Raw genomic sequence first — 20,528 nt, 5'->3', positions numbered from 1 at the left:
ACACCGCTAAAAACAAGTTTATCGCACCAGTGTTAACGAATATTACGCCAGTCATAGGACTTCCCGGTTGTGTCCAGCACGGTAACATCCTTATTGTAACCCGCAAGCCAGGACTGTACCGTCTGAACAGGCTCTCCCTGACGGTGGATCCCAAGCCACAGTTCAGCAAGCGTATTAACGTCATCAGCAGACCAAACAGTATTGTAATCTCCGGTATACTTTTTATCCGAATCAACCTGTTGTCCATACCAGATAAACGCCGGGATATGCAGAGCTTCTCGCGGAGGATTAACGTTGCCATGGGAGTAAGCCACAGCGCGCTTCGGATCGCGAATCAGGCCATGATCGGAGAAATACATGACCGAAGAGCGCGAGTTTTCCAGCAAGCTAAACACCTTGCCCATCAACTTATCCGTATAGCGCACCGAGTTGTCATAACAATCATCGGCTTCATTATCACCGTGTAACACCGCCTCACTGGCCGGGAAACGTCGACAGGAAGGCTCATGGCTCCCATATAAATGCAGGACGACCAGTTTTTTGCCCGGTGTTTTAAGCGCATTCTGCAACAGAGGCAGCAGGTCTTCATCGTAGCCGCCATCAATCCATTCATGCTGTCTGGTGTTCATGGCAATTCCGGTGATGACGTTGTTATGCGCCCCACCCTTGCCCTGACGACTAAACCAGTAAGTATCATATCCCGCCTTATTCGCGATATTGATGACGTTATCGCCATATTTTTTCGGATCGCGCGCATTCACGGCATCAGCGGTCAACGCCAGTGGCACGGCCATAATTGTAACCGGTGCTGGCGTCACAGCATTACGGAACAGTAAAAGCTGCGATTTTTGCTTCTCCAGCTCCGGTGTAGTATCTCGTTGATAACCATAGATACCCATATTTGCCGTACGCTCGGACTCGCCGATGATCAGCACATAATTTTCGATGCCGGTTTCGGTTAGCGCGATCTTATAATCAGGGATGTTATTACCGATGTTGGCGACTACTGCATTATCTTCAATCGCCTGCATGAAAACTTTTGCCGTGCTAACAGGCGTTGCCTGAACCACACGCTGCGCCAGACTTTCAACACTGCTTTTCCGGAGTTGGTGCTGTAACGCCTGACCATAAAAAGACAGCAGCGTGACGACAAGTACGATGGCTGGCCAGCGACGAAAACGCGGTGCGACAGGCCACATGCCGGTATTGGCGGTATAAATAAATAATGCAGACAGGGCAATAAAGGTCAGGCAATCGCGCCAGTACAAGCCGAGCATCGAACTTGCTTCACCTGGTGTCGTGTTGAGTACGCTCAGGGCAAACCCATAGCTAAACGCTGAATTGAAATTATTCCATGCGTATAACTGTAAAGTAATATCTGCCGCAACCGGAATTAATAAAATAATCGCCAGTACATTTCTGATTAATTTATTGTTTAAACATTTCAGTGTCAGCAATATCAGTGCAAAAACCAGCGTACGGTTAATCACCGCATTATATTTGGCATGGATAATATTAACGCCAATGACTATTAGCAGAGAAATCACTACCGTTAAAAAAGCGGCAAGCCGTGGAGGGGTGTTAACCAACTTCTGCGAAAACAATGTGGACATAATAGCCTGATTAGCCTGGCAAAATCTTTCCTGACGTAATCATTATGACTGCAAGAATGAACGCGCGGAGAAGACTCTGTGGAGAAAAATTCGCCAGAAGTTAACAAGTAACCCCTGGAAAGTCAAACCGCTAAAAAGTGTAAGGGCACCCGTAAAAACGGGTGCCTGAGAGCAGGTTAATCCCAGCTCAGGATAACTTTCCCGGACTGGCCTGAACGCATTGCGTCAAAGCCCTGCTGGAATTCATCAATGGAGAAACGATGAGTGATAATTGGCGACAGATCCAGGCCAGACTGGATCAGTGCAGCCATCTTGTACCAGGTCTCAAACATCTCACGGCCATAGATGCCTTTGATGAACAGCCCTTTGAAGATAACCTTGTTCCAGTCGATAGACATGTCTGACGGTGGAATACCCAGCATGGCAATACGACCACCGTGGTTCATGGTATCCAGCATGGTGCGAAACGCCGGTGGCGCGCCGGACATCTCCAGGCCTACGTCGAAGCCTTCGGTCATGCCCAGCTCTTCCATTACGTCGCTCAGGCTCTCTTTAGAGACATCTACCGCGCGGGTCACGCCCATTTTGCGTGCCAGTGACAGACGGTATTCATTCACATCGGTAATCACGACATTTCGCGCACCAACGTGCTTCGCCACCGCTGCCGCCATAATCCCGATTGGGCCTGCGCCGGAAACCAGCACATCTTCACCGACCAGGTCAAATGAAAGCGCCGTGTGTACCGCGTTGCCGAACGGGTCGAAGATGGAGGCCAGATCGTCAGAGATATTATCCGGGATTTTGAACGCGTTAAACGCCGGGATCACCAGGTATTCCGCGAAGCAGCCCGGACGGTTTACGCCCACGCCAATGGTATTACGACACAGGTGCGTACGCCCACCGCGGCAGTTACGGCAGTGACCGCAGGTAATATGGCCTTCACCGGAGACGCGGTCGCCAATTTTGAAGCCTTTTACTTCCTGGCCGATACCCACCACTTCGCCGACATATTCGTGACCCACCACCATCGGTACCGGAATGGTTTTCTGCGACCACTGGTCCCAGTTGTAGATGTGAACGTCAGTACCGCAGATAGCCGTTTTACGAATTTTGATCAGCAGATCGTTATGACCGACTTCCGGCTCCGGCACGTCGGTCATCCAAATCCCTTCTTCCGCTTTCAGTTTGGATAACGCTTTCATCACACGTCCTCAGGCAATTACGCCCAGCTGTTTTCCGATGCGGGTAAAGGCTTCCACCGCACGTTCAATTTGTTCAGGCGTATGCGCCGCAGACATCTGGGTGCGGATACGCGCCTGACCTTTTGGCACCACCGGGAAGAAGAACCCGGTGACGTAAATCCCTTCTTTTTGCAGTTCGCGGGCAAAGTTTTGTGCGACTACCGCATCACCCAGCATGACCGGGATGATGGCGTGGTCAGCACCGGCCAGGGTAAAGCCTGCGGCGCTCATTTTTTCACGGAACAGACGGGCGTTGGACCACAGACGGTCACGCAGCGCCGCCCCAGACTCCACCATCTCCAGTACCTTGATGGAGGCGGCAACAATGGCCGGCGCCAGGGAGTTGGAGAACAGATACGGGCGGGAGCGTTGACGCAGCCACTCAACCACCTCTTTACGCGCAGCGGTATAGCCACCAGACGCACCGCCCAGTGCTTTACCGAGCGTACCGGTGATGATGTCCACACGCCCCATCACGTCACAGTATTCGTGGGAACCACGACCATTTTCGCCGACAAAACCGACCGCGTGAGAGTCATCAACCATCACCAGCGCATCGTATTTATCCGCCAGATCGCACACGCCTTTCAGGTTGGCAATCACGCCGTCCATGGAGAACACGCCGTCGGTGGCGATCAGCACGTGGCGAGCGCCCGCTTCACGCGCTTCTTTCAGGCGCGCTTCCAGCTCAACCATGTCGTTGTTGGCGTAACGGAAACGCTTCGCTTTGCACAGACGAACGCCGTCAATAATGGAAGCATGGTTCAGTGCGTCGGAGATAATCGCATCTTCTGCGCCGAGCAGGGTCTCGAACAGACCTCCGTTGGCGTCGAAGCAGGAGGAGTACAGAATGGCGTCTTCCATTCCGAGGAAGCTCGCCAGCTTTTTCTCAAGCTGCTTATGGCTGTCCTGGGTACCGCAGATAAAGCGGACGGAAGCCATGCCGAAACCGTGGGTGTCCATGCCGTTTTTCGCAGCGGCAATCAGCTCAGGGTGATTCGCAAGACCTAAGTAGTTGTTCGCACAAAAGTTGATCACATGGCTGCCATCGGCAACGGTGATGTCCGCCTGCTGAGCAGACGTGATAATACGCTCTTCCTTGAACAACCCTTCTGCACGTGCAGTTTCGAGGTCGCTATTTAACTGTTTGTAAAAATCACCACGCATTGCAATTCTCCAGACTCGGCAAATTTCGGGACATATTACCCAAACCTATAGTTCATGACGAGATGACACATTATCTCTTCTCGTTTTTGCAGCATAAATCACGTGTACCCTTGTGCTATGTCGGTGAATGGCTGAAGGGCAGCCATACTAATGATATGATAAGCACATTAGCGTCCGGGATTGTCCCCGGCCCCCACACTTCAAAGGTACAGTTATGATCATCGTTACCGGCGGCGCAGGCTTTATCGGCAGCAATATTGTTAAGGCTCTCAACGACAAAGGCATCACCGACATCCTGGTGGTTGACAACCTGAAAGACGGCACCAAGTTCGTCAACCTGGTGGATCTGAACATCGCTGACTATATGGATAAAGAAGACTTCCTTATCCAGATTATGGCAGGTGAAGAGTTCGGCGAAATCGAAGCTATCTTCCACGAGGGTGCGTGCTCTTCCACCACCGAGTGGGACGGCAAGTACATGATGGAAAACAACTATCAGTACTCTAAAGAGATCCTTCACTACTGCCTGGAGCGTGAAATTCCGTTCCTGTATGCCTCTTCTGCAGCAACCTACGGCGGTCGCACGTCAGACTTCATCGAATCCCGCGAATATGAACAGCCGCTGAACGTCTACGGTTACTCTAAGTTCCTGTTCGACGAATACGTGCGTCAGGTTCTGCCTGAAGCGAACTCCCAGATTGTGGGCTTCCGCTACTTCAACGTCTACGGGCCGCGCGAAGGGCACAAAGGCAGCATGGCGAGCGTGGCTTTCCACCTGAACACCCAGTTGAATAACGGCGAAAGTCCGAAACTGTTTGAAGGCAGCGACGGCTTCAAGCGTGACTTCGTCTACGTAGGCGACGTTGCCGCAGTGAATCTGTGGTTCTGGGAAAACGGCGTGTCTGGCATCTTTAACCTGGGTACGGGCCGTGCGGAATCCTTCCAGGCTGTTGCAGACGCGACTCTGGCGTACCACAAAAAAGGCAGCATTGAGTACATTCCGTTCCCGGATAAACTGAAAGGCCGCTATCAGGCGTTCACTCAGGCTGATCTGACCAACCTGCGCGCAGCAGGTTATGACAAGCCGTTCAAGACCGTTGCGGAAGGCGTAACGGAATATATGGTCTGGCTGAACCGCGACGCGTAAGAAACAAGCATGAAGATACTGGTGATCGGCCCGTCATGGGTGGGCGACATGATGATGTCGCAAAGTCTCTATCGCACGCTCAAGGCGCGCTATCCCCAGGCGATAATCGACGTGATGGCACCTGCATGGTGCCGTCCGTTGTTATCGCGTATGCCGGAAGTTAACGAGGCGATCCCAATGCCGCTCGGCCATGGGGCGCTGGAAATCGGCGAACGCCGCAAGCTCGGCCACAGCCTGCGCGAAAAGCGTTACGATCGCGCTTACGTGCTGCCCAACTCCTTCAAATCTGCCCTGGTACCTTTCTTTGCAGGCGTGCCTCATCGTACAGGCTGGCGCGGTGAAATGCGTTACGGTCTGCTGAACGACGCCCGCGTGCTGGATAAAGAGGCCTGGCCGCTGATGGTAGAGCGCTATGTCGCGCTGGCCTATGACAAAGGCGTGATGCGCAGCGCGAAAGATCTGCCGCAGCCGCTGCTGTGGCCGCAGCTTCAGGTTAACGACGGTGAAAAATCCCAGACCTGTAACGCGTTTGGCATTTCGGCCGAACGTCCGATGATCGGCTTCTGCCCTGGCGCAGAGTTCGGCCCGGCAAAACGCTGGCCGCACTATCACTATGCGGAGCTGGCAAAACAGCTGATTGACGAAGGCTACCAGATTGTCCTGTTCGGTTCGGCAAAAGATCACGACGCCGGTAACGAAATCCTTGCCACGCTGAGCACAGAACAGCAGGCCTGGTGCCGCAACCTGGCCGGGGAAACCCAGCTGGAGCAAGCGGTTATTCTGATTGCTGCCTGTAAAGCCGTGGTCACTAATGATTCCGGTCTGATGCACGTCGCCGCGGCGCTAAATCGCCCATTGGTTGCGCTGTATGGCCCAAGCAGCCCGGACTTTACCCCGCCGCTGTCCCACAAAGCGCGTGTCATTCGCCTGATCACCGGCTACCACAAAGTGCGTAAAGGCGATGCGGCGGAAGGCTATCACCAGAGCCTGATCGACATTACGCCAGAGCGCGTGCTGGAAGAGCTTAACGAACTGCTGTTGAGCGAAGAAGGATAACGGATGCGGGTATTGATCGTTAAAACCTCTTCGATGGGCGATGTTCTGCATACGCTGCCGTCGCTGACGGATGCCATGCAGGCCATTCCCGGCATTCGTTTTGACTGGGTGGTGGAAGAAGGCTTCGCGCAGATCCCCACCTGGCATGAAGCGGTCGACCGTGTGATCCCGGTGGCTATCCGCCGCTGGCGTAAGGCGTGGTTCTCGGCACCGATTAAAGCCGAACGCAAAGCGTTTCGTGATGCGGTGCAGGCCCAGCAGTACGATGCCATTATCGACGCGCAAGGGCTGGTCAAAAGCGCTGCGCTGGTAACACGACTGGCACACGGCGTCAAGCACGGCATGGACTGGCACAGCGCCCGTGAACCGCTGGCGAGCCTGTTCTATAACCGTCGCCACGCTATCGCAAAGCAGCAGCACGCGGTGGAACGCACCCGTGAACTGTTTGCCAAAAGCCTGGGCTATACAAAACCTGAAGTGCAGGGTGATTACGCCATTTCACAGCATTTTCTTCACAATTCACGGCAAAATAGTTCCCCTTATCTCATTTTCCTCCATGCCACTACCCGGGATGACAAACACTGGCCGGAAACCCACTGGCGTGAGCTGATTGGTTTACTGGGCACAGCAGGTTTGCGCATCAAACTGCCGTGGGGGGCACCGCATGAAGAAGCGCGCGCCAGACGCCTGGCGGAAGGATTTGATTATGTGGACGTCTTGCCACGCATGAAGCTCGACCGCGTGGCACAAGAGCTGGCGGGTGCTACGGCAGTGGTATCGGTTGATACTGGCCTGAGCCACCTGACGGCCGCGCTGGATAGACCTAATATTACGCTTTACGGCCCAACGGACCCGGGTCTTATCGGCGGCTACGGAAAAAATCAACATATCTGCCGCCCGGAACATTCATCGCAGCTGAGCGACCTTAGTGCCGCTGCGGTATTTGCACAATTAGAGCCTTTGCTGGCAGCAGAGAGAGCCTATGTCTGATTTTTTCTCAGCGGAGCGCCCACCGAAGCGCGTGCTGATCATTAAGCTGCGTCACCACGGTGACGTGCTGCTTACCTCACCGGTCTTTACCGTACTGAAAAAGAACTGGCCAAACGTTGAAGTCGACGCGCTGGTCTACGACGACACGCAGGCGATGCTGACCAGCCATCCGCATATCGATCAGGTGCATACCATTGGTCGAAACTGGCGCAAAAAGGGCTGGCTCGAACAGTTTCGTCTGTATCGCGCTCTGGTCAATACGCTAAAAGGACGTCAGTACGATGTGCTGATTAACCTGACCGAACACTGGCACGGCGCGCGTCTGGCGCGTCGGCTGAAGCCGCGCGTCTCCGTCGGCTTTAAGCCGGATAAACGCGGTGGGCTGGCCCGTCGTCGCTGGGTGAAATCCTTCACCACGCTCTACCCGGCAATTCAGGACAATAGCCGTCATATGGTGGAAGTGAACCTGGACGCCCTGCGCCGGATCGGGATCCACCCACAGTCTGCTGAAGACAAAAATACTCTGTTTGTACCGGGCGATGCGGCGGAAGCCTCCGTCGCAGAGAAACTGGCCGGGTTTGGCCTGGAGAGTAAATCCTACATTCTGGTGCACCCGACGTCGCGCTGGATGTTTAAAGCCTGGGATATCAAAAAGCTGGCGGCAACCATTGATAACCTGGCGGCTCGCGGCCTGCCGATTATCCTCTCAGCCGCGCCGTCGAAAGAAGAAACCGCGTATATGGATGAGCTGCGTGCGGCGCTTACCCAGCCGGTGTTTGATTTAAGCGGTCAGCTGAACCTGAAAGAGCTGGGCGCCCTGATGAAACACGCGCGTATTTATTTCGGCGTTGACTCCATGCCAATGCACCTCGCCAGTGCCGTGGGAACCCCTACTGTGGCTATCTTTGGCCCAACCGGGGCAATCAAGTGGGCACCGTGGGGGGTGAATTATCGTGTGATCACCGCCGGATTTACCTGTCAGCCTTGCGGCAAAGCGGGTTGCGGTGACGGTGGCGTTTCCGACTGCATCACCGCTATTACCCCGCAACAGGTGCTGAGCGCCATTGATACCCTGCTGCTGGAATATCCGGCATGAAACTGGCGATCGTCCGACAGACCTACAACCCCAACGGCGGTGCGGAGCGTTTCGTTTCCCGCGCCTTAAACGTGCTGGCCCAGGACACCACCCTGGATGTCACGTTGATTGCCCGCCAGTGGGAAGATGCGTCAGGCTGGAAAACGCTGACGGTAAATCCGCCGTTTCGTAACCGTATCGCCCGTGAATCCGGGTTTGCGGTGGAAGCGGCCTCGCATTTTGCTCAGTTCGATATTGTGCAAAGCCATGAGCGTATTCCCGGGGCAACTATTTTCCGCGCAGGCGACGGCGTACACGCCACCTGGCTTGAGCAGTATGGCCGCATTCTGTCGCCGCTGGCGCGCTGGGCGCAGTCATTCAGCCGTTACCACCGCTATATTTTGCAGGCTGAAGCGCAGATGTTTACCCATCCGCAACTGCGCAAGGTGATCTGTAACTCAAAGATGGTACGCGATGACATCGCCCGCCGCTTCGCGCTGACGGATGACAAACTGACCGTTATCTACAACGGCGTGGATACGGCGCATTTCAGCCCGAATGTCCGCTCGTTATCGCAGCGTACTGCGCTCGGCATCCCAGAGGATGCGCCAGTGCTGGCGTATGTCGGGTCTGGCTTTAGCCGTAAAGGCGTGGCCACCGCGCTACGGGCCATTGTCCCGCATTCTGACGTCTGGCTGCTGGTTGCCGGTCGCGATAAACACGCACGCAAATTTGAAAAGCTGGCGCAGACGCTCGGCGTGGCATCACGCGTGCGTTTCCTGGGGCCGGTTGCGGATGTGCGGGAAGTTTACGGTACGGCGGACGCACTTATTCTGCCGACGCTCTACGATCCGTTCCCGAATGTCTGCGTGGAAGCGCTGGCCTGCGGTCTGCCGCTGCTCACCAGCCACGGCTGCGGCGCGGCAGAGTGGATAACTGAAGGACAGAACGGCTGGGTGCGTGATGCGCTGGACAGTGAAGGCTACCAGCAGGCTATCGCCCAGTGGCTGAAAGGCCGTGACCAGGGCGTTGATTATTCAGCGGCGGCGCGCGCAACAGCTGAACCCTACACCCTGGACAGAATGGCAAAAGAGCTACAGGCGCTTTATCTCGATCTGCTGCGCTGAGCCGCTTCAGAGAAGACTTTCTCCATCGCGTCCAGCATACATTCGCGAGTAAAGTGGGTGCTCAGGTAATCATAACCCTGCTGCGCCAGCTTCTCGCGAAGGGATGCGTCGTCATACAGCTTAACGATGGCATCGTGCAACGCATTTTCATCACGCTGTGCGACCAGAATCCCCGTCTGGCCATCAATCACCGCATCACCCGTCCCGCCGGCATCGGTCGCGATGGTGGCAATGCGAGATGCCAGCGATTGCAGGACGCCCTGGGGTACACCTTCCATATCGTGTGAAGGGCTCAGCGCAATATCAAACGCCGGGAACCAGCTCTCCGGATCGCTTTGATGCCCCGCCATCACTACACGCTGCTGTAATCCCAACGCGACAATTTCCTGTTCCAGCGTCGCTTTATGCGGACCTTCACCGACGATCGTCAGCTTAATCTGCGGATTGTCGATTTTCGCCAGGGCGCGCAGCAGTACGCTATGGCCTTTGTTCGGACGCAGATGCGACACCACACCCAGCCAGAAATCCTCCTGCGACAAACCACAATGCGCACGGGCTTCGTGCTTATCTCCCGGGCGGAAACGCTGCGTATCCACACCGCTCGGCACCGACGTACTCTGGGACATCGGGACACCAATATTCGCCACCTGATGACGCAGCGCTTCGCCAGTCGTGACGATATGCGCACAGGCTTTACGGAACAGCCAGCGCGTCGTCCAGTTGTTACGCGGTACACCTGAAGCATGGCGGGTACGGACCAGTGGCACAGGATTAGAGAGCGTCAGATTCGCCAGTGCCACCAGCCAGGTATCCGCCGAGTTATGGCTATTGATGACATCAATAGACTGGCGGTTATCCTTCAGCCAGCGGCGCAGCAACTGCAGGTTTTTAAGGTTCTTACGTTTCAACGGCATCGTGACAACCGTCAACCCAGCATCACGCGCCAGCGTATGCAGCGGTGCAGTTTCCGGGCAAAGAAGGGTCACCTGATGGCCACGCTGAATCATCCCGAGCGATTCGTTAATAATGCGCAGAGGCTGTCCGCCTTTGCCGCCGTCTGCTTCAGTGTGAACAATATGCATACATTTCCTGTTAAGAATCTCGCCAGCATGACGCTAATTTGCCGCCTGAGGGGATCTTTGTCCCTCCAGGCATATGTTTTTAGTATCCACCGGATATAATACAGCACGAATGGTACCACCAACATGGGTGGCCTGCCCTGAACACAACGGAGAAAGCATGTCCGACACACCTTTATTGAGCCTTGTAGTCGCCGTCTATAACGGTGAAAAATTCCTGAGTGCATTTTTCGACAGCATCAAAGCTCAACATCTGGACAGTCTGGAACTGGTCGTTGTGGACGATGGGTCAAGTGATAACTCTGCGGCCATCATTGCGCAATATGCCAGTGAATTCCCGTATTACAAGGTTATCGAACAGGCCAACCAGGGCGTCTCTGCCGCCCGTAACACCGGTCTGGCAGAGGCAACTGGCGAATATATCGCGTTTCCGGACATCGACGATGTGATCTACCCGGGAATGTACCCACGCCTGCTTGAGATGGCGAAGAAAAACGATCTCGACGTTGCCACCTGTAACGGCACCTATATTTACGATGACGGCAGACCGTCGAAAAAAATCTTCCCGTCCGACAAGCTGCAATCTACCGACGTGCTGGACGGCCCAACCTGGCTTCAGCGCGCGCTGGCTTCGCGTAAATTCCTCCACGTGACCTGGCTGAATATTTACCGCCACGCCTTTATTAAAGCGCAGGGGTTCACGTTTGAGCATGGACTGCGTCATCAGGATATCCCGTGGACGACCGAAGTGCTGCTTACCGCAAAACGCGTTCAGTACACCGACGAAACGTTCTACGACTATCTCATCCATTCCGCCTCGGTATCACACACGCCAGGCACGGATGACACGCGGATGCGTAACGCGCGTCACTATATGAAAATCCTTGAGATGCTGGACGTTATCAACCAGCGCTACCCGGATGCCGTACGCCGCGTGCCCGCCTGCCAGTGGCAAATCGCGAAAGAGGGTCTGGGTATTCTGCACGCGATTAACAACATTGGTGATGCCACCAAAAAGCGTGAAATTATTCAGGAACTGTTCGATCGCGGGATCTGGACGCTTATCTGGAAAAACGCCCGTGGGCTTCGCCAGCACTGGCGACTGGGTCGCCGTTATTTCCGTTTAAAGCGGTATCTGGCATAAGAGATAGCTTTACCTGGCTTAAATGCTTAGAATTTGCCCGCCGAAACTAAAAAAACGGATAATCGCTTGGAATTGTTGTATACCGCCCTGCTCTACATCATTCAGCCACTGGTGTGGCTGAGACTGTTGCTTCGTAGCCGTAAAGCACCTGCGTATCGTAAACGCTGGGCTGAGCGCTATGGCTTCTGCCGCAATAAAGTCGCGCCGGACGGTATTTTGCTGCATTCCGTTTCCGTTGGCGAAACGCTGGCGGCTATTCCGCTGGTACGCGCCCTGCGCCATCGTTATCCCTCTTTGCCGATCACCGTCACCACCATGACCCCAACCGGCTCTGAGCGCGTGATGTCCGCATTTGGTAAAGACGTGCATCACGTCTATCTGCCCTACGACCTGCCCTGCGCCATGAACCGTTTCCTCGAAACTGTTCGCCCAAAGCTTGTGATCGTGATGGAAACCGAGCTGTGGCCAAACATGATTTCCGCCCTGCACGCCCGTAAAATTCCGCTGGTCATTGCCAACGCGCGCCTGTCAGAACGCTCGGCGAAAGGGTACGGCAAGCTGGGCAAATTTATGCGCCGCCTGCTGAGCCAGATCACGCTAATTGCCGCGCAAAACGAAGAAGATGCCGCACGCTTTGTCTCTCTTGGTCTTAAGCGCAATCAGCTCGCGGTAACCGGCAGTCTGAAATTCGATATTTCGGTCACACCTGAACTCGCTGCCCGAGCGGTGACACTGCGCCGCCAGTGGGCGCCGCGTCGTCAGGTCTGGATTGCGACCAGTACCCACGACGGCGAAGAAGCGATTATCCTGCAAGCACACCGTAAGCTGCTGGAAAAATTCCCGGATTTATTGCTCATTCTGGTGCCTCGTCACCCGGAACGTTTCAAAGACGCCCGCGAGATGGTGCAAAAAGGCGGTTTCAGTTTCACCCTGCGTAGCAGCGGCGAGATCCCGTCCAGCAGCACCCAGGTGGTGATTGGCGATACGATGGGCGAACTGATGCTGCTGTACGGCATTGCCGACCTCGCCTTTGTCGGCGGCAGCCTGGTCGAGCGCGGTGGTCATAACCCGCTGGAGCCAGCGGCGCATGCGATTCCGGTGCTGATGGGGCCGCATACATTTAATTTCAAAGATATCTGCGCTAAATTGCAGCAAGCCGATGGTTTAATTACCGTGACCGATGCGGACTCAGTGGTCAAAGAGGTTTCGACCTTACTGACCGACGAAGATTACCGTCTGTGGTACGGTCGCCATGCTGTCGAAGTGCTGCATCAGAACCAGGGCGCACTGACCCGTCTGCTGCAGCTTCTGCAACCTTATCTGCCTCAGCGGAGCCACTAATGTCTCAGCGTCTGTCGGTCGTAATGATCGCCAAAAACGCCGCCGACCTGCTTCCCGATTGCCTGGCCTCTGTCGCCTGGGCCGACGAAATTGTCGTGCTTGATTCCGGCAGCACGGACAACACGGTGGATGTTGCCCGTGCAGCGGGCGCAAAGGTCTTTATCGACACAGACTGGCAAGGCTATGGCATCCAGCGCCAGCGCGCGCAGGGACACGCCACTGGTGATTATGTCCTGATGCTCGATACCGACGAGCGCATCACGCCAGAACTCCAGCAGGCGATTCAGAGTGTGCTCTCTGCGCCGCAGCCAGGTGCGGTGTACAGCATCGCGCGTCGTAACTACTTTCTCGGCCGGTTTATGCGCCACAGCGGCTGGTATCCTGATCGCGTGATGCGCCTGTACGAGCGCGAGCGTTATCAGTACAACGATAACCTGGTGCATGAATCCCTGGCCTGCGAAACCGCCCCGGTAGTCGCCTTAAACGGTGATTTACTGCACCTGACCTGCCGCGATTTCGCCAGCTTCCAGCGTAAACAGCTCAACTATGCCACCGCATGGGCGCAGGAACGTCATCAGCGCGGCAAGAAGGCCACGTTGACCGGTATCTTCACCCACACGCTGGGCGCGTTTCTGAAAACGCTGCTGCTACGTGGCGGCGTTCTGGATGGTAAACAGGGCTGGTTACTGGCGGTGGTGAATGCCCAGTATACTTTCAACAAATACACCGAGCTGTGGGCGCTTAGCCGCGGCTACTCAGAGAAAACGTGAGCCATGAGCACAAAAGCGATTTATCCGGGTACCTTCGATCCCATCACTAACGGTCATCTTGATATTATCACCCGTGCGGCGAGTATGTTTGACAAGGTGATTCTGGCGATAGCCGCCAGCCCCAGTAAGAAACCGATGTTCGATCTGCCCGAGCGCGTACAGCTCGCCAGCGATGCGATCTCACATCTGCCGAACGTTGAGGTGGTGGGCTTCAGTGACCTGATGGCTAATTTCGCCCGCGCCCAGCAGGCTAATATCCTGATCCGCGGCTTACGCGCAGTGGCAGATTTTGAGTACGAGATGCAATTGGCGCACATGAACCGCCACCTGATGCCGGAGCTGGAGAGCGTGTTTCTGATGCCTTCCAAAGAGTGGTCATTTATTTCTTCCACGCTGGTGAAAGAAGTTGCACGGCATCACGGCGATGTGACCCATTTCCTGCCGGTTAACGTCCATCAGGCGTTGATGGAAAAGTTAAAGTAGCCCTATTTCTGGCACTGACGGCAATAAAACGTGGCGCGCTGGGCATGCTTCGTTGCGATAATCGGCGTTCCGCACACGCGGCATGGCTCACCTTTACGGCCATATACCTGTAGCTCCTGAGCAAAATAACCGGGCTTACCGTCACTCTGCAGGAAGTCCTTCAGCGTTGTTCCGCCCTGCTCAATGGAACGCAGCAGCACCGCTTTAATCACCCTCACCAGCAGCTCGCACTCTTGCGCAGACAGCGAAGAGGCCAGCCGATCGGGATGGATCCCGGCAGCAAACAGTGATTCACTGGCATAGATATTCCCCACGCCGACCACCAGCTTGTTATCCATCAGCCATGGCTTAATCGGGCTTTTCTTCTTCGCACACTTCTCTTTCAGGTATTCCGCATTAAACGCGTCTGAGAGCGGCTCTGGCCCCAAATGCGCCAGCACGCTGTGACCTTCAAGCTCTTTAGTCCACAACCATGCGCCAAAGCGTCTTGGGTCGGTGTAACGCAGCACTTTGCCGTTACTCATGACCAGATCGACGTGGTCGTGCTTTTCCGCTGGCAGTTCTTCAGTGAGGATACGCAGGCTCCCGGACATCCCCAAATGGATAATAATCCAGCCGTCGGGCAGCTCCAGCAGCAGATACTTGGCGCGACGCTGCACGCTGAGGATCGGTTTGTCGCTTAACGCATGGATCTCATCGGAAACCGGCCAGCGAAGACGCCCATTACGGACAACCGCATGAAGAATAGTCGCACCGACCAGATGCGGCTCAATACCGCGGCGGCTAGTCTCTACCTCTGGTAATTCTGGCATGGTTCCTCCGTTGAGATACAGAATGCAAAAAACCCCGCAGTTGCGGGGTTTTTCAATACAAGGAGACTAAAATTATTTGATTTTAGCTTCTTTGTACAGTACGTGCTGGCGTACAACTGGATCGAATTTTTTCAGTTCCAGTTTTTCCGGCTTAGTACGTTTGTTCTTCGTGGTGGTGTAGAAGTGACCTGTACCAGCAGAAGAAACCAGCTTGATTTTCTCGCGAATACCTTTAGCCATGATTTATTTCCTCTTTAAGTACTTAGTACTTTTCGCCACGGGCACGCAGTTCAGACAGAACTGTATCGATGCCTTTCTTATCAATTACACGCATACCTTTAGCAGATACACGCAGGGTGACAAAACGCTTCTCGCTCTCAACCCAGAAACGGTGAGAGTGCAGGTTCGGCAGGAAACGGCGTTTAGTCGCGTTCAGTGCGTGGGAACGGTTGTTACCGGTCACCGGACGCTTGCCAGTAACTTGGCAGACTCGGGACATGTCTATTCTCCAAAAATCAAATTAGCTCGAGCTTCGTATGGGGTATCGGCGCCTCGTCAGGCTTTACAGCCCGGTCATCGCATAGTTCTAAGTGAACTCTCGATTGCCAGGCCCAAATGCCAAACCCGAGATTCTCAAAGGTGGCGTAGTATACGCTGACTCGGCGGTGTGCTCAAGTCCCGAACAGACAAAGATCCCGATGGATCGCGAGAAATAGCCTAAATCCAGCCATGTTCTGCAAAAGAAATGTACTCTCCGCGGCCAATTATCAGATGGTCCAGCACACGAATGTCCATGAATTGACAGCATTTGATAATGCGTTCGGTAATTTCTTTGTCAGCTCTGCTCGGTTGTGCACAGCCAGAGGGGTGATTATGCGCGAGGATCACGCCGGCTGCATTCACTTTTATCGCTTCGCGCACAATTTCACGCGGATGTACCTCAACGTGGCTCAATGTGCCCGAAAAGAGGTGGCTATGTTTCAGTATCCGGTTTCTGTTGTCGAGAAAGATCACCATAAAGATCTCGCGTTCCGCATCCGCCAGCTGGCTTTGCAGGAATTCACGCGCGCCTTCTGGGGTCAGAACTGGATCCTCTTCTTCCAGACGGACATTGTAAAAACGCCGTGCAAGCTCGGCAATGCCCCTCAATTGAGCATATTTCGCCACGCCGATCCCCTCGACGTGCTTAAACTGAGCCAGGTCGGCAGTCAACAAGCCATACAGTGAACCAAAATGCCCTATCAGCTCTTTTGCCAGCGTAAATACCGTTTTTCCGGGTGTGCCGGTACGTAAAAAGAGCGCCAGGAGCTCATCGTCTTTTAACAGGGTTACTCCATAACGCAGCAGTTTTTCGCGCGGCAGCAACTGCTCATCCTCTTCTTCCATGCTCTTTCTCCCTTTTCCTCTCATGCTGCCACAAGCCAGACAGGCGCTCGACGGCGACGTTGCAGTCTTGCGTAACGCCTCGCAAAGTGTCCGAAGGACAAAATCACCCCATATTAGGGATTGTGATAAAATGCCCGCTCTCTGGTGAACCCCAACAGGAAAGAATCATGATGAGCCTGGCCGGTAAAAAAATCGTTCTTGGCGTGAGCGGCGGTATTGCTGCTTATAAAGCGCCGGAACTGGTGCGTCGTCTGCGTGAGCGTGGAGCCGATGTGCGGGTCGCGATCACCGAAGGCGGTAAAGCCTTTATCACTCCATTGAGCCTGCAGGCCGTTTCAGGATACCCGGTATCTGACAGCCTGCTTGATCCGGCAGCCGAAGCTGCGATGGGCCATATTGAGCTTGGGAAATGGGCTGACCTGGTTATTCTTGCCCCTGCCACGGCAGATTTAATCGCTCGTGTGGCGGCCGGCATGGCAAATGACCTGGTCTCAACCATTTGCCTGGCCACGCCTGCCCCCGTCGCCGTCGTACCCGCGATGAACCAGCAGATGTATCGCAATGCCGCCACCCAGCATAATCTGGAGACGCTGGCCGCTCGTGGCCTGTTAATTTGGGGACCGGATAGCGGCAGTCAGGCCTGTGGTGATATCGGCCCAGGACGTATGCTCGACCCGCTGACTATCGTTGATATGGCTGCAGCCCATTTTTCCCCTGTCAACGATCTGCAACATCTCAATATCATGATTACCGCGGGCCCAACGCGTGAACCGCTGGATCCGGTGCGTTACATCACTAACCACAGCTCCGGTAAAATGGGCTTTGCGATTGCGGCAGCGGCAGCAAAGCGCGGTGCAAACGTTACGCTGGTGAGCGGCCCGGTCTCATTACCTACACCGCCGTTTGTTCAGCGCATTGATGTGACTACCGCGCTGGAAATGGAAGCCGCAGTACAAGCACATGCGCAAAACCAACAGATTTTTATCGGCTGTGCGGCCGTCGCAGATTATCGCGCCGAGACCATCGCAGAGGCTAAAATCAAAAAGCAAGGTGATGAATTAACAATAAAAATGGTGAAAAACCCGGATATCGTTGCCGGTGTCGCCGCACTCAAAAGCCATCGACCTTACGTTGTTGGGTTTGCCGCAGAAACAAATAATGTGGAAGAATATGCCCGGCAAAAACGTACCCGCAAAAACCTCGATTTGATTTGCGCGAACGACGTATCGCTGGCCACGCAAGGATTTAACAGCGACAGCAACGCACTGCACCTTTTCTGGCAGGATGGAGATAAAGTCTTACCGCTTGAGCGCAAGGAACTCCTGGGCCAACAATTACTGGACGAGATCGTTACCCGTTATGATGAAAAAAATCGACGTTAAGATTCTGGACCCGCGTGTTGGCGAGCAATTTCCGCTGCCAACCTATGCCACCTCCGGCTCTGCCGGACTTGACCTGCGAGCCTGTCTCGATGACGCCGTAGAACTGGCTCCGGGTGCCACTACGCTGATCCCGACGGGTCTGGCGATCCACATTGCTGACCCATCACTCGCCGCAGTGATCCTGCCACGTTCTGGCCTGGGCCATAAGCATGGCGTTGTGCTGGGTAACCTGGTCGGCCTGATCGACTCCGACTACCAGGGTCAACTGATGGTCTCCGTCTGGAACCGTGGTCAGGACAGCTTCACCATTGAACCTGGCGAGCGTATTGCGCAGATGGTCTTCGTACCGGTGGTACAGGCAGAATTTAACCTGGTGGCAGACTTTGACGCCACCGACCGTGGCGAAGGCGGCTTCGGCCATTCCGGGCGTAAATAATCGCCCAATAAATACGCGTCCCACAGCGCCATAATGCAATAACAAACCGCAAGCCTCAGTTTGCGGTCGCTGTGTGGATGCCAGCCTGGCAAGTGCTTATTTTCAGGGGTATTTTGTAACATGGCAGAAAAACAAACCGCGAAAAGGAATCGTCGCGAAGAAATACTTCAATCTCTGGCTCTGATGCTTGAATCCAGCGATGGCAGTCAACGCATCACCACCGCGAAACTGGCCGCTTCTGTAGGCGTGTCTGAGGCGGCGCTGTATCGTCATTTTCCCAGCAAAACCCGGATGTTCGACAGCCTGATCGAATTTATCGAAGACAGCCTGATCACTCGCATCAACCTGATTCTGAAAGACGAAAAAGACACCACTGCGCGTCTGCGTCTGATTGTGCTGTTAATCCTTGGCTTTGGTGAACGCAATCCGGGCTTAACCCGTATCCTGACCGGTCACGCACTGATGTTTGAGCAGGACAGACTGCAGGGCCGCATTAACCAGCTTTTCGAGCGTATTGAAGCGCAACTGCGCCAGGTTCTGCGTGAGAAGAAAATGCGTGAAGGGGAAGGGTACAACACGGATGAGACGCTGCTGGCAAGCCAGATTCTGGCGTTTTGCGAAGGGATGCTCTCCCGATTTGTACGTAGCGAATTCAAATACCGTCCAACGGACGATTTTGACGCCCGCTGGCCGTTAGTGGCTGCCCAATTGCAGTAACGCCGTAGGCCCGGTAAGCGTAGCGCTTCCGGGCAATAACATTACACGCCAAACTCTTCTCGATATGCGCGTACCGCTGCAAGATGGTCCGCCATCTCAGGCTTCTCTTCCAGATACGCAATCAGATCTTTCAGGGTGATAATCGACGTCACTTTACAGTTGTAATCGCGCTCCACCTCCTGAATGGCAGAGATCTCTCCGCGACCACGTTCCTGACGATCCAGAGAAATCAGCACGCCTGCAAGCGTCGCGCCATTGGCCTGGATAATTTCCATAGATTCACGAATTGCTGTGCCTGCAGTGATCACATCATCGACCAGCATGACGCGACCCTGCAACGCGCTGCCGACCAGATTCCCACCTTCACCGTGGGTTTTGGCCTCTTTGCGGTTAAAGCAGTATGGCACGTCGCGGTCATGATGTTCTGCCAGCGCCACCGCTGTGGTGGTCGCAATCGGAATGCCTTTATAGGCCGGGCCAAACAGCAGGTCAAAATCAATCCCGGAATCCACCAGCGCTTCGGCATAGAAACGGCCTAACAATGCCAGATCGCGCCCGGTATTAAACAGCCCGGCGTTGAAGAAATAGGGGCTCTTACGCCCGGATTTCAGCGTAAATTCGCCAAACTTAAGTACCTGCTTGTTAAGCGCAAACTCAATAAACTGGCGCTGATACGATTTCATGGATTTGCTCCTTTGGTTTTTCTGTCTTACAGGCAAAAAAAAGGCGACTCATTGGTCGCCTTTAAAATCAATTTTCTAACGCCGCCTTCTGCGTCGTTACGATAGATTCGATTCCCCCTCGGGCCAGAGCCAGCAAGGTAAGAAGTTCTTCATGGGTGAATGGCTCACCTTCTGCAGTGCCCTGCACCTCAATGATGCGACCGTCTTCGGTCATCACCACGTTCATGTCCGTCTCGGCAGCGGAATCTTCCACGTATTCCAGATCGCAAAGCGCTTCACCGTTAACGATACCCACGGAAACGGCTGCAACCATCCCTTTCATTGGATTGGTTTTTAGCTTACCGGCTGCAACCAGTTTATTCAGGGCATCGGCCAGCGCAACACACGCGCCAGTAATCGACGCCGTACGCGTACCGCCGTCTGCCTGAATCACGTCGCAGTCAAGGGTAATGGTGTATTCACCGAGGGTTTTCAGGTCAACGGCAGCGCGCAGCGCACGCGCGATCAGACGCTGAATCTCCATGGTACGTCCACCCTGTTTACCCTTTGCCGCTTCGCGGGCATTACGGGTATGGGTCGCACGCGGCAACATGCCGTATTCAGCCGTGATCCAGCCCTGGCCCTGACCTTTCAGAAAGCGCGGAACACCTTCTTCAATAGATGCAGTACACAGTACTTTGGTGTCACCAAACTCAACCAGCACGGAGCCTTCAGCGTGTTTTGTATAGTTACGGGTCAGGGTGACGGGACGCACCTGATTGGCGCTACGACCTGCTGGACGCATGATGAATTCTCCGGCTTGAAACGAATGTGGCTGCGCATTATACGGATAAAGGACGCTTATTCCTATCCTGAGAAGCCCCCGAAAGCTATAATCCC

Annotated in this window: 22 protein-coding genes; 12 read left to right on the top strand and 10 right to left on the bottom strand. The window is 54.6% G+C overall.

The window, feature by feature from the left end:
- Nucleotides 1-32: 32 nt before the first annotated feature.
- From ACJ9Y9_RS00640 to kbl, 3 genes are all read right to left on the bottom strand, one after another.
- A complete protein-coding gene (locus ACJ9Y9_RS00640) occupies nt 33-1,613 on the bottom strand; it encodes a phosphoethanolamine transferase (protein ID WP_028017871.1) in 1,581 nt (526 codons plus the stop codon).
- 176 nt (nt 1,614-1,789) lie between these two features.
- Nucleotides 1,790-2,815: an L-threonine 3-dehydrogenase gene (tdh, locus tag ACJ9Y9_RS00635; protein WP_028017870.1), complete on the bottom strand. Its 1,026-nt coding sequence runs from the start codon at nt 2,813-2,815 to the stop codon at nt 1,790-1,792.
- Between the two features lie 9 nt (nt 2,816-2,824).
- On the bottom strand, nt 2,825-4,021 hold the full coding sequence (kbl, locus tag ACJ9Y9_RS00630; protein ID WP_028017869.1) for a glycine C-acetyltransferase: 1,197 nt from the start codon (nt 4,019-4,021) through the stop codon (nt 2,825-2,827).
- 214 nt (nt 4,022-4,235) lie between these two features.
- Here kbl and rfaD point away from each other — a divergent pair, with 214 nt between their 5' ends.
- The 5 genes from rfaD to ACJ9Y9_RS00605 are packed head-to-tail and all read left to right on the top strand — an operon-like array spanning nt 4,236 to nt 9,416.
- On the top strand, nt 4,236-5,168 hold the full coding sequence (rfaD, locus tag ACJ9Y9_RS00625) for an ADP-glyceromanno-heptose 6-epimerase (protein WP_407226051.1): 933 nt from the start codon (nt 4,236-4,238) through the stop codon (nt 5,166-5,168).
- A gap of 9 nt (nt 5,169-5,177) precedes the next feature.
- A complete protein-coding gene (gene rfaF / locus ACJ9Y9_RS00620; RefSeq protein ID WP_028017867.1) occupies nt 5,178-6,224 on the top strand; it encodes an ADP-heptose--LPS heptosyltransferase RfaF in 1,047 nt (348 codons plus the stop codon).
- A gap of 3 nt (nt 6,225-6,227) precedes the next feature.
- Nucleotides 6,228-7,214 (top strand): lipopolysaccharide heptosyltransferase RfaC, encoded by a 987-nt coding sequence (gene rfaC / locus ACJ9Y9_RS00615; RefSeq protein WP_028017866.1) that lies wholly within the window; start codon nt 6,228-6,230, stop codon nt 7,212-7,214.
- Complete coding sequence (rfaQ, locus tag ACJ9Y9_RS00610; RefSeq protein ID WP_028017865.1) at nt 7,207-8,310, top strand: putative lipopolysaccharide heptosyltransferase III; 1,104 nt, start codon at nt 7,207-7,209, stop codon at nt 8,308-8,310. Before rfaC ends, rfaQ begins: the two co-directional genes overlap by 8 nt.
- The gene (locus ACJ9Y9_RS00605) at nt 8,307-9,416 is read left to right on the top strand and encodes a glycosyltransferase family 4 protein (protein WP_028017864.1); all 1,110 of its coding nucleotides are present in this window, start codon (nt 8,307-8,309) and stop codon (nt 9,414-9,416) included. The genes rfaQ and ACJ9Y9_RS00605 overlap by 4 nt, the downstream gene beginning before the upstream one ends.
- Here ACJ9Y9_RS00605 and ACJ9Y9_RS00600 read toward each other — a convergent pair.
- Complete coding sequence (locus ACJ9Y9_RS00600; RefSeq protein ID WP_028017863.1) at nt 9,395-10,498, bottom strand: glycosyltransferase family 4 protein; 1,104 nt, start codon at nt 10,496-10,498, stop codon at nt 9,395-9,397. The two genes, ACJ9Y9_RS00605 and ACJ9Y9_RS00600, sit on opposite strands and share 22 nt — an antisense overlap.
- A 157-nt stretch (nt 10,499-10,655) precedes the next feature.
- Between ACJ9Y9_RS00600 and ACJ9Y9_RS00595 the strand changes: the two genes are divergently transcribed.
- From ACJ9Y9_RS00595 to coaD, 4 genes are all read left to right on the top strand, one after another.
- A complete protein-coding gene (locus ACJ9Y9_RS00595) occupies nt 10,656-11,639 on the top strand; it encodes a glycosyltransferase (protein ID WP_028017862.1) in 984 nt (327 codons plus the stop codon).
- A gap of 66 nt (nt 11,640-11,705) precedes the next feature.
- Nucleotides 11,706-12,980 (top strand): lipid IV(A) 3-deoxy-D-manno-octulosonic acid transferase, encoded by a 1,275-nt coding sequence (gene waaA / locus ACJ9Y9_RS00590; protein WP_028017861.1) that lies wholly within the window; start codon nt 11,706-11,708, stop codon nt 12,978-12,980.
- Nucleotides 12,980-13,750 (top strand): glycosyltransferase family 2 protein, encoded by a 771-nt coding sequence (locus ACJ9Y9_RS00585; protein ID WP_028017860.1) that lies wholly within the window; start codon nt 12,980-12,982, stop codon nt 13,748-13,750. Before waaA ends, ACJ9Y9_RS00585 begins: the two co-directional genes overlap by 1 nt.
- A gap of 3 nt (nt 13,751-13,753) precedes the next feature.
- Nucleotides 13,754-14,233 carry a pantetheine-phosphate adenylyltransferase gene (gene coaD / locus ACJ9Y9_RS00580; protein WP_028017859.1) on the top strand — a complete coding sequence of 160 codons (480 nt, stop codon included), beginning with the start codon at nt 13,754-13,756 and terminating at the stop codon, nt 14,231-14,233.
- A 2-nt stretch (nt 14,234-14,235) separates the two neighbouring features.
- Here the strand turns inward: coaD and mutM are convergent, their stop codons facing one another.
- The 4 genes from mutM to radC form a co-directional block, all read right to left on the bottom strand.
- Nucleotides 14,236-15,045: a bifunctional DNA-formamidopyrimidine glycosylase/DNA-(apurinic or apyrimidinic site) lyase gene (gene mutM / locus ACJ9Y9_RS00575; RefSeq protein ID WP_028017858.1), complete on the bottom strand. Its 810-nt coding sequence runs from the start codon at nt 15,043-15,045 to the stop codon at nt 14,236-14,238.
- 72 nt (nt 15,046-15,117) lie between these two features.
- On the bottom strand, nt 15,118-15,285 hold the full coding sequence (gene rpmG / locus ACJ9Y9_RS00570) for a 50S ribosomal protein L33 (RefSeq protein ID WP_003024094.1): 168 nt from the start codon (nt 15,283-15,285) through the stop codon (nt 15,118-15,120).
- A 22-nt stretch (nt 15,286-15,307) separates the two neighbouring features.
- Nucleotides 15,308-15,544: a 50S ribosomal protein L28 gene (gene rpmB, locus ACJ9Y9_RS00565; protein WP_002436699.1), complete on the bottom strand. Its 237-nt coding sequence runs from the start codon at nt 15,542-15,544 to the stop codon at nt 15,308-15,310.
- Between the two features lie 218 nt (nt 15,545-15,762).
- Nucleotides 15,763-16,431 carry a DNA repair protein RadC gene (gene radC, locus ACJ9Y9_RS00560; protein WP_028017857.1) on the bottom strand — a complete coding sequence of 223 codons (669 nt, stop codon included), beginning with the start codon at nt 16,429-16,431 and terminating at the stop codon, nt 15,763-15,765.
- A 170-nt stretch (nt 16,432-16,601) separates the two neighbouring features.
- Here radC and coaBC point away from each other — a divergent pair, with 170 nt between their 5' ends.
- The 3 genes from coaBC (at nt 16,602) to slmA (ending at nt 18,966) form a co-directional block, all read left to right on the top strand.
- The gene (coaBC, locus tag ACJ9Y9_RS00555; protein WP_028017856.1) at nt 16,602-17,813 is read left to right on the top strand and encodes a bifunctional phosphopantothenoylcysteine decarboxylase/phosphopantothenate--cysteine ligase CoaBC; all 1,212 of its coding nucleotides are present in this window, start codon (nt 16,602-16,604) and stop codon (nt 17,811-17,813) included.
- Nucleotides 17,791-18,249: a dUTP diphosphatase gene (gene dut, locus ACJ9Y9_RS00550; RefSeq protein ID WP_015570042.1), complete on the top strand. Its 459-nt coding sequence runs from the start codon at nt 17,791-17,793 to the stop codon at nt 18,247-18,249. The genes coaBC and dut overlap by 23 nt, the downstream gene beginning before the upstream one ends.
- A 120-nt stretch (nt 18,250-18,369) precedes the next feature.
- Complete coding sequence (gene slmA / locus ACJ9Y9_RS00545; protein ID WP_028017855.1) at nt 18,370-18,966, top strand: nucleoid occlusion factor SlmA; 597 nt, start codon at nt 18,370-18,372, stop codon at nt 18,964-18,966.
- A gap of 41 nt (nt 18,967-19,007) precedes the next feature.
- Here slmA and pyrE read toward each other — a convergent pair whose 3' ends face one another.
- Both pyrE and rph read right to left on the bottom strand, forming a co-directional pair.
- Complete coding sequence (pyrE, locus tag ACJ9Y9_RS00540) at nt 19,008-19,649, bottom strand: orotate phosphoribosyltransferase (protein WP_028017854.1); 642 nt, start codon at nt 19,647-19,649, stop codon at nt 19,008-19,010.
- Nucleotides 19,650-19,716: 67 nt separating this feature from the next.
- Nucleotides 19,717-20,433 carry a ribonuclease PH gene (gene rph / locus ACJ9Y9_RS00535; RefSeq protein ID WP_028017853.1) on the bottom strand — a complete coding sequence of 239 codons (717 nt, stop codon included), beginning with the start codon at nt 20,431-20,433 and terminating at the stop codon, nt 19,717-19,719.
- Nucleotides 20,434-20,528: the final 95 nt, after the last annotated feature.

Source organism: Enterobacter sp. CPE_E1241 (assembly GCF_045618265.1).
GTDB lineage: Bacteria > Pseudomonadota > Gammaproteobacteria > Enterobacterales > Enterobacteriaceae > Enterobacter > Enterobacter adelaidei.
The sequence above is the reverse complement of the archived record's forward strand: the minus strand, read 5'-3'. Positions and strand labels throughout refer to the sequence as shown.